16 protein-coding genes are annotated in these 14,212 nt (G+C 68.5%); 9 read left to right on the top strand and 7 right to left on the bottom strand.

Translation table 11 applies throughout. From position 1 onward, the window contains the following. Window positions 1-2 precede the first annotated feature (2 nt). Genes paaE through ISF28_RS03845 form a run of 9 tightly spaced genes read left to right on the top strand, consistent with a single transcriptional unit; the run spans window position 3 to window position 9,691 of the window. A complete protein-coding gene (paaE, locus tag ISF28_RS03885) occupies window positions 3-1,082 on the top strand; it encodes a 1,2-phenylacetyl-CoA epoxidase subunit PaaE (RefSeq protein WP_198115843.1) in 1,080 nt (359 codons plus the stop codon). 19 nt (window positions 1,083-1,101) lie between these two features. Beyond that, window positions 1,102-1,893, top strand: coding sequence for a 2-(1,2-epoxy-1,2-dihydrophenyl)acetyl-CoA isomerase PaaG (gene paaG / locus ISF28_RS03880; RefSeq protein ID WP_198115842.1), 792 nt, complete (start codon window positions 1,102-1,104; stop codon window positions 1,891-1,893). 1 nt (window position 1,894) lies between these two features. Beyond that, the gene (gene paaH, locus ISF28_RS03875; protein WP_198115841.1) at window positions 1,895-3,427 is read left to right on the top strand and encodes a 3-hydroxyacyl-CoA dehydrogenase PaaH; all 1,533 of its coding nucleotides are present in this window, start codon (window positions 1,895-1,897) and stop codon (window positions 3,425-3,427) included. Next, window positions 3,420-3,857 carry a hydroxyphenylacetyl-CoA thioesterase PaaI gene (gene paaI / locus ISF28_RS03870; RefSeq protein ID WP_198115840.1) on the top strand — a complete coding sequence of 146 codons (438 nt, stop codon included), beginning with the start codon at window positions 3,420-3,422 and terminating at the stop codon, window positions 3,855-3,857. Before paaH ends, paaI begins: the two co-directional genes overlap by 8 nt. Window positions 3,858-3,873: 16 nt before the next feature. Further along, complete coding sequence (paaK, locus tag ISF28_RS03865; protein ID WP_198115839.1) at window positions 3,874-5,184, top strand: phenylacetate--CoA ligase PaaK; 1,311 nt, start codon at window positions 3,874-3,876, stop codon at window positions 5,182-5,184. Between the two features lie 10 nt (window positions 5,185-5,194). After that, on the top strand, window positions 5,195-6,400 hold the full coding sequence (pcaF, locus tag ISF28_RS03860) for a 3-oxoadipyl-CoA thiolase (protein ID WP_198115838.1): 1,206 nt from the start codon (window positions 5,195-5,197) through the stop codon (window positions 6,398-6,400). 1 nt (window position 6,401) lies between these two features. After that, a complete protein-coding gene (gene paaY, locus ISF28_RS03855) occupies window positions 6,402-6,995 on the top strand; it encodes a phenylacetic acid degradation protein PaaY (RefSeq protein ID WP_198115837.1) in 594 nt (197 codons plus the stop codon). A 10-nt stretch (window positions 6,996-7,005) separates the two neighbouring features. Then, entirely contained in the window at window positions 7,006-9,057 is a 2,052-nt protein-coding gene (paaZ, locus tag ISF28_RS03850) for a phenylacetic acid degradation bifunctional protein PaaZ (RefSeq protein ID WP_198115836.1), read from the top strand. 40 nt (window positions 9,058-9,097) lie between these two features. Continuing rightward, complete coding sequence (locus ISF28_RS03845; RefSeq protein WP_198115835.1) at window positions 9,098-9,691, top strand: cupin domain-containing protein; 594 nt, start codon at window positions 9,098-9,100, stop codon at window positions 9,689-9,691. Here the strand turns inward: ISF28_RS03845 and ISF28_RS03840 are convergent. The 7 genes from ISF28_RS03840 to argH form a co-directional block, all read right to left on the bottom strand. Continuing rightward, window positions 9,669-9,884 carry a helix-turn-helix transcriptional regulator gene (locus ISF28_RS03840; protein WP_229518864.1) on the bottom strand — a complete coding sequence of 72 codons (216 nt, stop codon included), beginning with the start codon at window positions 9,882-9,884 and terminating at the stop codon, window positions 9,669-9,671. The genes ISF28_RS03845 and ISF28_RS03840 overlap by 23 nt on opposite strands. Before the next feature lie 4 nt (window positions 9,885-9,888). After that, window positions 9,889-10,323: a hypothetical protein gene (locus tag ISF28_RS03835; protein WP_198115834.1), complete on the bottom strand. Its 435-nt coding sequence runs from the start codon at window positions 10,321-10,323 to the stop codon at window positions 9,889-9,891. An 84-nt stretch (window positions 10,324-10,407) separates the two neighbouring features. Further along, on the bottom strand, window positions 10,408-11,319 hold the full coding sequence (locus ISF28_RS03830; RefSeq protein ID WP_198115833.1) for a CopD family protein: 912 nt from the start codon (window positions 11,317-11,319) through the stop codon (window positions 10,408-10,410). Next, a complete protein-coding gene (copC, locus tag ISF28_RS03825) occupies window positions 11,319-11,684 on the bottom strand; it encodes a copper homeostasis periplasmic binding protein CopC (RefSeq protein ID WP_198115832.1) in 366 nt (121 codons plus the stop codon). The genes ISF28_RS03830 and copC overlap by 1 nt, the downstream gene beginning before the upstream one ends. A gap of 20 nt (window positions 11,685-11,704) precedes the next feature. Beyond that, complete coding sequence (locus ISF28_RS03820) at window positions 11,705-12,391, bottom strand: HAD-IA family hydrolase (RefSeq protein ID WP_229518863.1); 687 nt, start codon at window positions 12,389-12,391, stop codon at window positions 11,705-11,707. 23 nt (window positions 12,392-12,414) lie between these two features. Continuing rightward, window positions 12,415-12,654 carry a hypothetical protein gene (locus tag ISF28_RS03815; protein ID WP_198115831.1) on the bottom strand — a complete coding sequence of 80 codons (240 nt, stop codon included), beginning with the start codon at window positions 12,652-12,654 and terminating at the stop codon, window positions 12,415-12,417. A 109-nt stretch (window positions 12,655-12,763) separates the two neighbouring features. Continuing rightward, the gene (argH, locus tag ISF28_RS03810; protein WP_198115830.1) at window positions 12,764-14,161 is read right to left on the bottom strand and encodes an argininosuccinate lyase; all 1,398 of its coding nucleotides are present in this window, start codon (window positions 14,159-14,161) and stop codon (window positions 12,764-12,766) included. Window positions 14,162-14,212 lie beyond the last annotated feature (51 nt).

Here is a 14,212-nt window from a genome sequence, read left to right as displayed (position 1 = left end):
ACATGAGCAAGTTCTACCCATTGACCGTGGCGCACGTGAAGCACGAGACGCGCGACGCCATCGCCTTCACCTTCGACGTGCCGCCCCCGTTGCGCGACGCGTTCAAGTACCGCCAGGGCCAGCATCTCACGCTGCGCGCGCAGATCGACGGCGAAGACGTACGCCGTTCCTATTCGATCTGCGCGGCCGTGCAGGACGAGCGGCTGCGCGTGGCCATCAAGCGCGTGCCGGGCGGGCTGTTCTCGACCTGGGCCAACGACAGCATCCGTCCCGGCGTCACGGTGGACGTGATGCCGCCGGAAGGCCGCTTCAACCTGCCGCTGGAACCGGAGAGCCGCCGCCACTACCTCGCGTTCGCGGCCGGCAGCGGCATCACGCCGATCCTCTCGATCGTCAAGACGACCTTGATCGCCGAGCCGCACAGCCGCTTTACGGTGTTGTACGGGAACCGCGCGTCGTCGTCCGTGATCTTCCGCGACGAGCTGGCCGAGCTGAAGGACCAGTACCTGGAACGCCTGAACCTCGTCTACGTGATGAGCCGCGAGCAGCAGGACATCGAGCTGTTCAACGGCCGCATCACGCAGGACAAGTGTCGCCAGCTGTTCCAGCGCTGGCTGTGCGTGGAAGACGTCGACTACGCGTTCATCTGCGGGCCGGAAGACATGATGCACGGCGTGTCCGCCGCGCTGCAGGAAGCGGGGATGCCGAAAGAGCGCATCCGCATCGAGCTGTTCGCCGCGGGCAGCGCCTCGGCGCCGCGCAAGCCGCGCCGCCAGGCGGCCGACGAAGCGCACCACCACACGGAAGTCACCGTGATCATGGACGGCAACCACGCCAGCTTCACGATGGACCGCGACAAGGAATCGATCCTGGACGCCGGCCTGCGCGCTGGCCTCGACATGCGCTACTCCTGCAAGGGCGGCGTGTGCTCGACGTGCCGCTGCAAGGTGCGCGAGGGGCAGGTCGACATGGACGTCAACTATGCGCTGGAAGACTACGAGGTCGCGCGCGGCTTCGTGCTGAGCTGCCAGAGTTTTCCGGTGACGGACAAGGTCGTCGTCGATTTCGACGTGGCCGAGTGAGAACAACGAGGAGACATTCATGACCTACGACACCATCCTGTTCACGATCGAACAGGGTATCGCGACGCTCACCCTGAACCGCCCCGAGCGCCTGAACAGCTTCACGCAGGCGATGCACCTGGAAGTGCGCAATGCGCTCAAGCGTGTGGAAGAAGACAAGTCCGTGCGCGTGCTGCTGTTGACGGGCGCCGGCCGCGGCTTTTGCGCCGGCCAGGACCTGAACGACCGGGCCGTCGAACCGGGCGCGCCCGGCGTCGACCTGGGCGAATCCGTCGAACAATACTATGCGCCGCTGGTGCTCACCTTGCGTAGCCTGCCGTTGCCGGTGATCTGCGCCGTCAACGGCGTGGCCGCCGGCGCCGGCGCCAACCTGGCGCTTGCGTGCGACATCGTGCTGGCCGCGCAATCGGCCAGCTTCATCGAAGCGTTCTGCAAACTGGGCCTGATCCCGGATACGGGCGGCACGTGGGTGCTGCCGCGCCTGATCGGCCCCGCGCGCGCGATGGGCCTCGCGCTGCTGGGCGACAAACTGCCGGCCGCGAAGGCCGAGGAATGGGGCCTGATCTGGCGCTGCGTGCCGGACGAGTCGCTGATGGACGAAGCGCTGGCCATGGCCCGCCACTTCGCCACCGCGCCGACGAAAGGCCTGGCGTTCACCAAGCGCGCGATGCAGGAGAGCTGGACCAACACCTTGGAAGGGCAGCTGCGCCTGGAAGCGGACATGATGCGCGAACTGGGCTACAGCCACGACTACCGCGAAGGCGTCGCCGCGTTCATCTCCAAGCGCCAGCCGCAGTTCAAGGGGGAGTGACATGGTCTCGGCACTGGATAAGGCAAGCGTCGTCGCCGTCATCGGCAGCGGCGCGATGGGCTCCGGCATCGCCCAGGTGACGGCCGTGGCCGGGCACACCGTGCTCCTGTACGACTCGCGTCCCGAGGCCGTCGCACAAGCCATCGCCGGCATCGGCAAGGCCCTGAACAGGCTCGTCGAAAAAGGCCGCATGGGCGCGGCCGAAGCTGACCTCGCCCGCGAGCGCGTGCAAGCCATGCGCACGCTCGACGAGGCGAAGGATGCCGCGCTCGTGGTCGAGGCGGTGGTCGAGGACGTCGACGTCAAGCGCGTGCTGTTCACCGAGCTGGAAGACATCGTCGGCGCGGACTGCATCCTGGCGACCAACACGTCGTCGATTTCCGTGACCGCGATCGGCGCGACATTGAAACGTCCGGAGCGCCTCGTCGGCATGCACTTCTTCAATCCGGTGCCGCTGATGGCATTGGTCGAAGTGATCTCGGGCGCCGCCACCGGCAAGGCCGTCGCCGACACCGTGCATGCGACGGCCGCGGCGTGGGGCAAGAACCCCGTGCATGCGGCGTCCACGCCCGGCTTCATCGTCAACCGCGTGGCGCGCCCGTATTACGCCGAGGCGCTGCGCCTGCTGCTCGAGCGGGCGGCCGACCCGGCCACCATCGACGCCGTGCTGCGCGACTGCGGCGGCTTTCGCATGGGACCCTGCGAGCTGATGGACCTGATCGGCCACGACGTCAACTTCGCCGTCACGCAATCCGTCTTCAACGCCTATTACGGCGACCCGCGCTTCGCGCCGTCCGTCGTGCAGCAGGAACTGGTGAATGCCGGCTTCCTGGGCCGCAAGACCGGGCGCGGCTTTTACCGCTATGGCGAGGACGTGGCGCCGCCGCAGCCGCACACGGAAGCGGCGCAGACATGCCCCGCGCGAGTGACGTTTGCCGGCGCGCACCCGCTGTTCGACGCCCTCACGGCCCGCCTGCGCGACGCCGGCATCGGCGTGGCGCGGGCGGACGGCGCGGCCCCGGCCTTGAACGCGGACGGCGCCGCCATCCTGCTGACGGACGGCCGCAGCGCCACGCAGCGCGCCCGCGACGAGGGCCGCCCGGACACGATCCTGTTCGACCTGCTGCTCGACCCGGCCAAGGCCCCGCGCATCGCGCTGGCGCGCGCGGACCAGTGCGGCGACGCGGCATGGCGAGCGGCCGTCGGCCTGTTCCAGCGGGCGGGCTTTGCCGTGTCGCGCCTGGACGACGTGCCCGGCATGGCCGTGATGCGCACCGTCGCCATGCTGGCCAACGAGGCGCTCGACGCCGTCAACCAGGGCGTGTGCAGTGCGGCCGCCGTCGACATCGCGATGCAGAAGGGCGTGAACTATCCGTGCGGTCCGCTGGCGTGGGCCGACGCCGTCGGCCTCCATCATGTATTCACCGTGCTGGCCAATCTGGGTGCGGCGTACGGCGAGGACCGCTACCGCGTGTCGCCGCTGCTGCGCCGCCGGCTGGCCGCCGATCCGACAGGAGCACGCATCCATGCATAGCGATCCGCAAGCGCTGGCCGAACTGGCCGGCAAGACCATGTACGAACGCGACCCGGCCAGCCGGGCGCTGGGGATGACGCTCGAGGCCATCCGGCCCGGCTACGCGCGCATGCGCATGCGGGTGCGCGAGGACATGCTGAACGGCCACGGCACCTGCCACGGCGGCTACATCTTCACGCTCGCCGACAGCGCCTTCGCGTTCGCCTGCAACTCGCACAATTTCAATACCGTGGGCGCCGGCTGCACGATCGATTACCTCGCGCCCGGGCGCCTGGGCGACGTGCTCGTGGCGGAAGCGGTCGAGCAGGCGCTGGCCGGCAAGACGGGCATCTACGACGTCGTCGTGACGGACGCGGACGGGCGCCGGATCGCGCTGCTGCGCGGGAAGTCGCACCGCGTCGCCGGCCACGTCGTGCCCGCCGAGATGTAATACAGAGGAGATAACGATGGTGCAACGCATGCCGCAACCGGGCGACCTGGAACCGATCGAGCGCGCCAGCCGCGACGAACTGCAGGCCCTGCAACTGGAACGGTTGAAGTGGAGCCTCAGGCACGCCTACGACAACGTGGCGCACTACCGCCGCGCGTTCGATGAGGCGGGCGTCCATCCGGACGACCTCGAATCGCTGGCCGACCTGGCGAAATTCCCGTTCACGGACAAGAAGACGCTGCGCGACAATTATCCGTTCGGCCTGTTCGCCGTGCCGCGCGAGCAGGTCGTGCGCGTGCACGCGTCGTCCGGCACGACGGGCAAGCCGACCGTCGTCGGCTACACGCAACACGACATCGACACGTGGGCGGGCGTCGTCGCGCGTTCGATCCGCGCGGCCGGCGGGCGTCCCGGCGACATGGTGCACATCGCCTACGGCTACGGCCTGTTCACGGGCGGCCTCGGCGCCCACTACGGCGCCGAACGCCTCGGCTGCACGGTCGTGCCGATGTCGGGCGGGCAGACGGAAAAACAGGTGCAGCTGATCCAAGATTTCCAGCCGTCGATCATCATGGTGACGCCGTCGTACATGCTCAACATCGTCGAGGAATTCAAGCGCCAGGGGCTCGATCCGGCCGCGTCGTCGCTGCAGGTCGGCATCTTCGGCGCCGAGCCGTGGACGGACGCCATGCGCCGCGAGATCGAGGAGCGGGCCGGCATCGACGCCGTCGACATCTACGGCCTGTCGGAAGTGATGGGGCCTGGTGTCGCGAGCGAATGCATCGAGAGCAAGGATGGTCCGGTCATCTGGGAAGATCACTTCTACCCCGAGATCATCGACCCGGACACGGGCGAGGTGCTGCCGGACGGCGCGAAGGGCGAACTGGTGTTCACGTCGCTGACGAAAGAAGCGCTGCCGATCATCCGCTACCGCACGCGCGACCTCACGCGCTTGCTGGCGCCCACGTCACGCTCGATGCGCCGCATGGGCCGCATCGGCGGGCGCTCGGACGACATGCTGATCATCCGCGGCGTGAACGTCTTCCCCAGCCAGGTCGAGGAACTGATCCTGCAAATGCCGGCGCTGGCGCCGCAGTACCAGCTCGTCGTCACTCGCGACGGCCACCTCGACGCGCTGGCCGTCCTTTGCGAATTGCGCGACGGCGCGGCGCACGACGTGGCGGCGCTGGCCCGCGACCTGCAACACCGCATCAAGACGTATATCGGCGTGACGACGACCGTCACGCTGTTGCCCCCGCAAGGCATCGAGCGCTCGGCCACGGGCAAGGCGCGCCGTGTCGTCGACAAGCGACCCAAGAACACTTAAGGAGATTCCAATGACCGACGCATTCATCGTCGACGCCATCCGCACCCCGTTCGGCCGCTTCGGTGGCGCGCTGTCCAGCGTGCGCGCGGACGACCTGGCCGCACTGCCGATCGCCGCGCTCATCGACCGCAACCCCGGCGTCGACTGGTCGCAGGTCGACGACGTGTTGTACGGCTGCGCCAACGGGGCCGGCGAGGACAACCGCAACGTCGCGCGCATGGCCGCGCTGCTGGCCGGCCTGCCGCCCGCGGTGCCGGGCGCCACGATCAACCGCCTGTGCGGCTCCAGCCTGGACGCCGTCGGCAGCGCCGCGCGCGCCATCCGCGCCGGCGAAGCGAACCTAATCGTCGCCGGCGGCGTCGAAAGCATGACGCGCGCCCCGTTCGTGATGGGCAAGGCGGACAGCGCGTTCTCGCGCGCCGCCAAGATCGAGGACACGACGATCGGCTGGCGCTTCGTGAACCCGAAGATGAAGGCGCAGTACGGTATCGACTCGATGCCGGAGACGGCCGAGAACGTGGCGCGCGAATTCGGCATCGCGCGCGGCGACCAGGACGCGTTCGCGCTGCGCAGCCAGCAGCGCTGGGCGGCGGCGCAGGCGGCCGGCGTGTTCACGGACGAAATCGTGCCGGTGACGATCCACGGCCGCAAGGGCGAGTCGCGCGTGTTCGACACGGACGAGCACCCGCGCCCGGACACGAGCCTGGAATCGCTGGCCCGGCTGAAGGGCGTCGTGACGCCGGACGGCACGGTCACGGCGGGCAACGCGTCCGGCGTCAACGACGGCGCCTGCGCCGTGCTGGTGGCATCCGGCGCGGCCGTGGATCAATATGGCCTGACTCCGCGCGCCCGCATCGTCGGCATGACGACCGTGGGCCTGGCGCCGCGCGTCATGGGCTTCGGCCCGGCGCCGGCGACGAAGAAGCTGCTGGCGATGACGGGGCTCGCCATCGGCCAGATGGACGTGATCGAATTGAACGAAGCGTTCGCGGCGCAGGGCCTCGCGGTGCTGCGCGACCTGGGCCTGCCCGACGACGCCGCGCACGTGAACCCGAACGGCGGCGCCATCGCCATCGGCCACCCGCTGGGCGCATCCGGCGCACGGCTCGTCACGGCCGCCGTCAACCAGCTGCACCGCACGGGCGGGCGCTACGCGCTGTGCACGATGTGCATTGGCGTCGGTCAAGGCATCGCCCTGATCGTGGAACGGGTTTGAGATGGTAAAAGTCTATGAGATCGACGGCCTGCGTCCCGTCGTGCACCCGACCGCGTACGTGCACCCGACGGCGGTGCTGATCGGCGACGTGATCGTCGGTCCGCGCTGCTATGTTGGGCCGCTCGCGTCGCTGCGCGGCGATTTCGGCCGGCTGATCCTGGAAGAAGGCGCCAACGTGCAGGACACGTGCGTGATGCATGGCTTCCCGGAGGACGACACGGTCGTCGAAGCGGACGGCCACATCGGCCACGGCGCCGTGCTGCACGGCTGCCGTGTAGGGCACAACGCGATGGTCGGGATGAATGCCGTCGTGATGGACAAGGCGGTCGTGGGCAGCGAATCCATCGTGGGCGCCGCCGCCTTTGTGAAAGCCGGGATGATCATCCCGCCGCGCAGCCTCGTGCTGGGCGCGCCCGCGAAGATCGTGCGCGCCGTGTCCGACGAGGAAATCGCGTGGAAGAGTTACGGGACGCGGCAGTACCACGATTTGAACGTGCGCTCGATGAAGACGATGCGCGAGGTCGAGGCGCTCGCGGAAGCGGAACCGGACCGGCGGCGCATCGTGTTCGACGAACCGCACAAGCCGAAGAATTAAGGAGACGAGGATGCATACCCCCACCACCCTGCAAAGCCTGATCGCCGGCCGCTGGCTCGGCAGCCAGGCGCACCAGCCGCTGCACAGCGCCCTGGACAACCGCCTGATCTACCACACCCACGCCGACAGGATCGACTTCGGCGAGGCCGTCGCGTATGCCCGCAAGACGGGCGTGCCGGCCCTGATGCGCATGGACTTCCAGAAGCGCGCCCAGTGCCTGAAAGCGCTCGCGGCCTATCTGATGGAGCGCAAGGAAGAGCTGTACGAGATCTCGCACCTGACGGGCGCCACGCGGCCGGACAGCTGGGTCGACGTCGAAGGCGGCATCGGCACGCTGTTCGCGTACGCCAGCATCGGCGGACGCGAGCTGCCGTCGTCGAACGTGCTGCACGAAGGCCCGGCCATGGCGCTCGGCAAGCGGGGCGGCTTCGCGGGCACGCACATCCTCGTGCCGCGCGGCGGCGTCGCCGTGCACATCAACGCCTTCAATTTTCCGATCTGGGGCCTGCTGGAAAAACTCGCGCCGAGCTTCCTCGCCGCCATGCCCTGCATCGCCAAGCCGGCCACCGCCACCAGTTATCTCACGCATGCGCTGGTCAAGATGATGGTGGAATCCGAGCTGCTGCCGGAAGGCTGCCTGCAGCTCGTCATCGGCTCGACGGGCGATCTGCTGGATCGCCTGAACGGCTTCGATGCCGTCACCTTCACCGGGTCCGCCGACACGGCCGCCAAGCTGCGCGGCAATGCGAACCTGATCCGCGAATCCGTGCCGTTCACGGCGGAGGCGGACTCGCTGAACGCGGCCATCCTCGCGCCTGACGTCACGCCCGACGACGAGGAACTGGACCTGTTCGTCAAGGAAGTGGCGCGCGAGATGACGGGCAAGGCGGGCCAGAAATGCACGGCGATCCGGCGCGTGATCGTGCCCGAGCACCTTGTGGACGTCGTCGGCGAGCGCCTGCGCGCACGCCTCGCGAAGATCGTCGTGGGCGATCCGAAAGTGGAGGGCGTGCGCATGGGGGCATTGGCTTCGCTGGAGCAGCAACGCGACGTCGGCGCACGGGTCGAGATGCTCGCGCGCGGCAACGACGTGCTGTTCAGCGCCCGCGACGGTTTCAACCCCGTCGGAGAAGGCTGCGCGGCCGGCGCGTTCTTCGCGCCCACGCTGCTGCTGTGCCGCAATGCGATGGTCAACGACGCCGTCCACGACATCGAGGCGTTCGGCCCCGTCAGCACGATGATGACCTACCGCGACATCGACGAGGCGCTGGCCCTCGTCGCGCGCGGCAGGGGCAGCCTCGTGACGACGCTGGTGACGAAAGATCCGGCCATCGCGGCGCATGCGGTGCCGGTGGCGGCCGCGTCGCATGGCCGCGTGCACATCCTCGACCGCGTGGCGGCCGTCGATTCGACGGGCCACGGCTCGCCGCTGCCGATGCTCAAGCATGGCGGCCCGGGCCGCGCCGGCGGCGGCGAGGAACTCGGCGGTATCCGCGCGGTCAAACACTTCCTGCAGCGCGCGGCCGTGCAAGGTTCGCCGACGATGCTGGCGGCCGTCACGGGCGAATACGTGCGCGGCGCGGCCGTCAAGGAATCGGAGGTGCACCCGTTCCGCAGATATTTCGAAGACCTGGAGATCGGCCATTCGCTGCTGACGCACCGCCGCACCGTGAGCGAGGCGGACATCGTCAACTTCGGTGGCGTGTCGGGCGATTATTTCTATATGCACTTCGACGAGATCGCGGCCCGGGATACGCAGTTCGGCAAGCGCATCGCGCACGGTTATTTCGTGCTGTCGGCGGCGGCAGGGTTGTTCGTGTCGCCGGCGCCGGGGCCCGTGCTGGCGAATTACGGGCTCGACAACCTGCGCTTCGTGGCGCCGGTGGCGATCGGCGACACCATCCGCGCGCGCCTCACGTGCAAGCGTAAGGTCGACCGCAACCGCACGGACGACCAGGGACGCGGGCAGGGCGTGGTCGCGTGGGATGTCCAGGTGACGAATCAGAACGACGAACTCGTCGCAAGTTACGATATCCTGACGCTGGTGCAAAAACGCGGCTGAGGAAGGGCCGAAGCCGCGTGAACCTGATAAGGAGTGATTCATGTCGCGGCTAGACCTGAGCAGTATTCCCGTGCTGACCGGTACCGGGTATCCCGATCCCTTCGCCGAGGCGGTCAACGGCCGCAGCCGGCAGTCGCTGGGCGATGCCGGCGGACTGACCCAGTTCGGCGCCAACCTCGTCGAACTGCTGCCCGGCGCCGCGTCGGCGCAGCGCCATTGGCACAGCCATGAAGACGAATTCGTGATGGTCGTGTCCGGCGAGCTGACGCTCGTCACGGACGAAGGCGAGACCCTGATGCGCGCGGGCGATTGCGCCGCCTTTCCCGCCGGGCGGCCGAACGGCCATCAACTCATCAACCGCGGCTGGGGCAATGCGTTGTTCCTGTGCGTCGGCTCGCGCAATCCCGAGGACAAAGCCCAGTATCCCGACATCGACCTCGTGTACGACGGCAAGACCGACAGCTATTTCCACCGCGACGGCTCGCCGTATCCCAAGCGCGACACGCGCGCGTCCGCCATGCCGGCCGCGGGCAAGGGCGCGGCCATCGAAACGGACGAGAAGACGCTCGAACCCCGCGTGTTCCGGGCCGACCACGGAGAGCAGGCCGGCGTCAATCCGGACGAACCTCGATAGCGAACAGCGTTTCCACCGTTACGCCCAGCACCCTGGCCAGCTTGAGCGCCAGGAGGGTGGACGGGACCATATTGCCCGTCTCGATCGCATTGATCGACTTGCGTGTGACGCCGGCGCGTTCGGCCAGCTCGGCCTGCGTGAGGTCGAGGCGGGCGCGCTGCAGTTTCATCGTCGTGGTCAGTTGCTCGGCCATGGACTCAACGGTCGTACCACAGCAGGCTGGCCAGGCACACGACGGCGCCCAGCCAGGCGCCGCTCCCGACGACGGCCGGCAGCGGGTTGGCCACGGCCAGCCCGGTCAGCGTGAATGCGCAGATGGGCGGATAGGCCAGCAGCACGAAGAAGCCGTTGCGGAAGGCCTTGGCGCGCGCGAGTTGGCGCAGCTCGTCATTCCGCAGGGCTTGCATGGCAGGGCTGGCGCTGGAAAAGTCGATGCCGTCCGTCTTCAGCGGTGTCGCAAAGAAGATCGTAATGGCGATCGGCAGGCCCACCAGCAGCGGAATTTTTCCCGGAAAAAATACGTCGATCAGCTGGCCAGCGCCCAGCACCAGCAAAAATACCAGCACGAACCAAAGCTGCTTGCGCGAAAACTGGACGAGTCGTTCGGTTGGGTCGCTAGACGTCGGGGACATACTGATCTCCATTGAATTGATGGATAGTAATGTAACCCAATTGACTCAAAAAGTCACCTATCGGTGTCATTATTTTGATGTGACTTACGTGCCGCTGCCCGGCGGCGCGCTCGACGCCAGCACGGCCGCCAGCGCCAGCGCGGCGAGCAGCACGCCGCCTTCCCAGCGCAGCACCCGGCGCAAGCGCAGCGCGGCCGCGGCGCCGGCGGCACCCGGCACCGGCAGCGCCGGCATCACGTAGAAGCGGTTGTAGCCGCCCATGGCCGCCGCCAGGCCCACGCAGGCCAGCTTGGCCAGCAATGTCCGGCCGTACGGGTCGGCGACGAGGTCGCCCGGTCCGGACAGGATGTGCCAGGCCAGGTACGTGCCGGTGGCGAAGATGCCGGCCAGGGCCAGCGTGGCGGAATCGGACAGCGCCTGCACGTACGTGATGCGTTCCGTGCGCGCGTCGTCCGGGCCGCCGCGGCCGTCCGCGAGCACGGCCAGTCCGGCGACGAGCACCTCGCCCACCCACAGGCTGATCAGCCCGAGATGCGTCACGTAGACGATCATCAACAGGCTAACGTCGCCCTGTTCGGCCGCGTGGCTGTTCAGGCAGCGCGCGTACCAGAACACGCACAGCGGCGCCAGCGCGAGCGGGCGCGTGCCGCGCAGGCACGCCAGCGCCAGCGCCGCGGCCAGCGCGGCGGCGCCGACGCTCCAGTCGATGCCGTAGCGGCTGTGCACCAGCACGTCGCGAATGGCGCCCGCCGCCTCGGCCGGCGGCACGTCGGCCATCACCGCCGCCTGCAGCCACAGGACGACGCCCTGGGCCAGCAGTGCGAGGATGGCGCCGGCCACGGCCCAGCGGCCCAGCCGCCGGACCCGCACGGCGGCCCAATCCGAGGCGCCCCGGGCCAGCCATGCGCGCCCCAGGCTCGCCGCCGCGCACACGGCGACGGCGCCGTGCAGGACGACGGCGGCGGCTCGTTGCCCGACGACCGGGTCGAGCGGCATTACTTGACGCCGAAGCCGAACTCGCCCTTGACCCGGTGTCCGTCGCTCGTGACGGCGGACCACTGCACGCGGTACTGCCCGGCGTGCAGCGGCGGCAGCGCGACCGTCATGACCTTGGGATCGGCCTTGTCGACTTCGGAATGCTTGAGCGCGACGGCGGCATTCGCGGCGTCGACGACCGCGATCTTGCTGAACGACGGTTCGAGCGCTTCGTTGAAGGTCAGGCGCACGGCCTTCGGCGCCACGGCGAGGACGCTGCCGGCCTTCGGGTCGGATGCTTGCAGCCTGGCGTGGGCGAAGGCGCTGGAGGCGCAGCAGCTTGCGCCCAGCAGGACGGCGAGGGTGGTCAGGCGTTTCAAGGACATGGTGGACTCCCGTGTGAGCGTCAGGATTGGATGGGACGTGGGCGGCGCGCCAGCCGCAGCAGGCCGTCCGCCGTCGTCACGGCTTGCAGGTCGGCATAGTCGAGCACGGCGGTCACGTCGGTGTCGAGCGGATGCGCGTGGGTGGTCGTCACGACGATGCTCGCCATGCCGGCGGCAGCGGCCGAGCGCAGGCCGGCCAGCGTGTCCTCGAAGACGAGGCAGTCCTGCGGCGCGACGCCCAGTTTGCGCGCACCCAGCAGGAAGGGATCGGGCGCCGGCTTGCCCCGTTCGACGTCCTCGGCGGCCACCAGCACGGCCGGACGCGGCAGGCCGGCGGCGGCGATGCGCGCTTCGGCCAGCGCCCGCGGCGCGGACGTGACGATGGCCCAGCGCTCGGCCGGCAGGCCGGCGATGAAGGGCGCCGCGCCCGCGATGGCTTCGACGCCGGCCACGTCCTCGATCTCGGCCAGCGTGATGCGCGCCGCTTCCGCCACCGGGTCGACGCCGGGCAGTGCCAGGGCGCGGATGGTTTCCTCGGTGCGCTTGCCGTGGATGGTGGGCAGGAAGGCGGCGACGTCGAGCCCGTGGCCGGCGGCCCAGTCGCCCCAGACCCGCTCGGCGGCCTTGATGGAAGTGATGATGGTGCCGTCCATGTCGAACAGGAAGGCGGCGAAGTCGCGTCGGGGCAGGTCGGGCATTGCGGTCATGGATCGTTTGTTGTCGTCAGGCGTCAGGAGTGGCGCGGAGGGAGCTTGCGGGCGTAGCGGTCGTGGACGTGCTGGCTGATGAAGGTCGACAGGCCGCGTCCGGCGCGGGCCAGTTCCTGCATCTGCGCGATGTTGGCGGCGCCGGCGCTGTCTTCCGTGTAGACGTAGCGTTCGCCGTTGCGGAACAGGACGGTGATCCGGCCGGCGTCGATGTCGTAGGCGACGACGCCGGAATCGCGATTGTGGTTGCCGTAGCGTTGCATGGCGTTCTCCGGAAACATGAGGGCGGATACCTGAGCCACCACTTGTTTTCGAGACGCATGCGTTTGGTGGGCACGGGGCGCCCACCCTACGCGAGCACCCTGCATGTCGTTATTCCGCCAATTGTGCCCGCACGCGCGCGACGGCCGCGCGCACCTGGTTCGGCGCCGTGCCGCCCACGTGGTCGCGGGCCGCCACGGAACCTTCCAGCGTCAGCACGGCGAACACGTCCTGCTCGATCAGCGGCGAGAACTCGCGCAGGCGCTCCAGCGACATCTCCGACAGGTCGCACCCGGCATCGTCGCAGGCGCGCACGGCACGCGCCACGGCCTCGTGGGCGTCGCGGAACGGCAGGCCCTTCTTGACGAGGTAGTCGGCCAGGTCGGTCGCCGTCGCATAGCCCTGCAGGGCGGCGGCGCGCATGTTGTCCGGCTTCACGGTGATGCCGGACGCCATGTCGGTGAAGATGCGCAGCGTGTCCAGCACCGTGTCGACGGTGTCGAACAGCGGTTCCTTGTCTTCCTGGTTGTCCTTGTTGTACGCGAGCGGCTGGCCTTTCATCAGGGTCAGCAGGCCCATCAGGTGGCCGTAGACGCGGCCCGTCTTGCCGCGCGCCAGTTCCGGCACGTCCGGGTTCTTCTTCTGCGGCATGATCGACGAGCCGGTGCAGAAGCGGTCGGCGATGTCGATGAAGCCCACGCGCGGGCTCATCCACGTTACCAGCTCTTCCGACATGCGCGAGATGTGCATCATCAAGACCGATGCGGCGGCCGTGAACTCGATCGCGAAATCGCGATCAGATACAGCGTCGAGCGAATTGTGGCAGACGTCTTCGAAGCCGAGGGTCCTGGCCACGCGCAGGCGGTCGATGGGGAAGGTGGTGCCCGCCAGGGCGGCGGCACCCAGCGGCAGGCGGTTCACGCGGCGGCGCGTGTCCTGCATGCGCTCGGCGTCACGGCCGAACATTTCCACATAGGCCAGCAGGTGGTGGCCAAAGGTCACCGGCTGCGCCACCTGCAGGTGCGTAAAGCCCGGCATGATAGTGTCCGCGTTGCGTTCCGCCAGGTCGGTCAGGGCGCCGCGCAGGCTTTTTAGCAGGGCGAGGATGTCGTCGATGGCGGCGCGCATGTACAGGCGGATGTCGGTCGCCACCTGGTCGTTGCGCGAACGGCCCGTGTGCAGGCGCTTGCCGGCGTCGCCGACCAGTTCCGTCAGCCGTTTTTCGATGTTCAGGTGCACGTCTTCCAGGTCGAGCAGCCACTCGAACTGGCCCGCCTCGATTTCCGAGCGGATCTGGGTCATGCCGCGGTCGATGTCGGCCTTGTCCTGGGCGCTGATGATGCCTTGTGCGGCCAGCATCTCGGCGTGGGCGAGCGAACCCTCGATGTCGAACAGGGCCAGGCGCTTGTCGAAGAAGACGGAGGCCGTGTAGCGCTTGACGAGGTCGGAGACGGGTTCGGAGAAGCGGGCCGACCAGGCTTCCGCTTTTTTGGCAAATTGATCAGTCATGATGGGAGGCGGTGACGGGATTTTCTTGAATTCCTGATTATAAACTGTGCA

The organism is Massilia rhizosphaerae (assembly GCF_016093545.1).
In the GTDB taxonomy this organism is placed as follows: domain Bacteria; phylum Pseudomonadota; class Gammaproteobacteria; order Burkholderiales; family Burkholderiaceae_D; genus Telluria; species Telluria rhizosphaerae.
The sequence above is the reverse complement of the archived record's forward strand: the minus strand, read 5'-3'. Positions and strand labels throughout refer to the sequence as shown.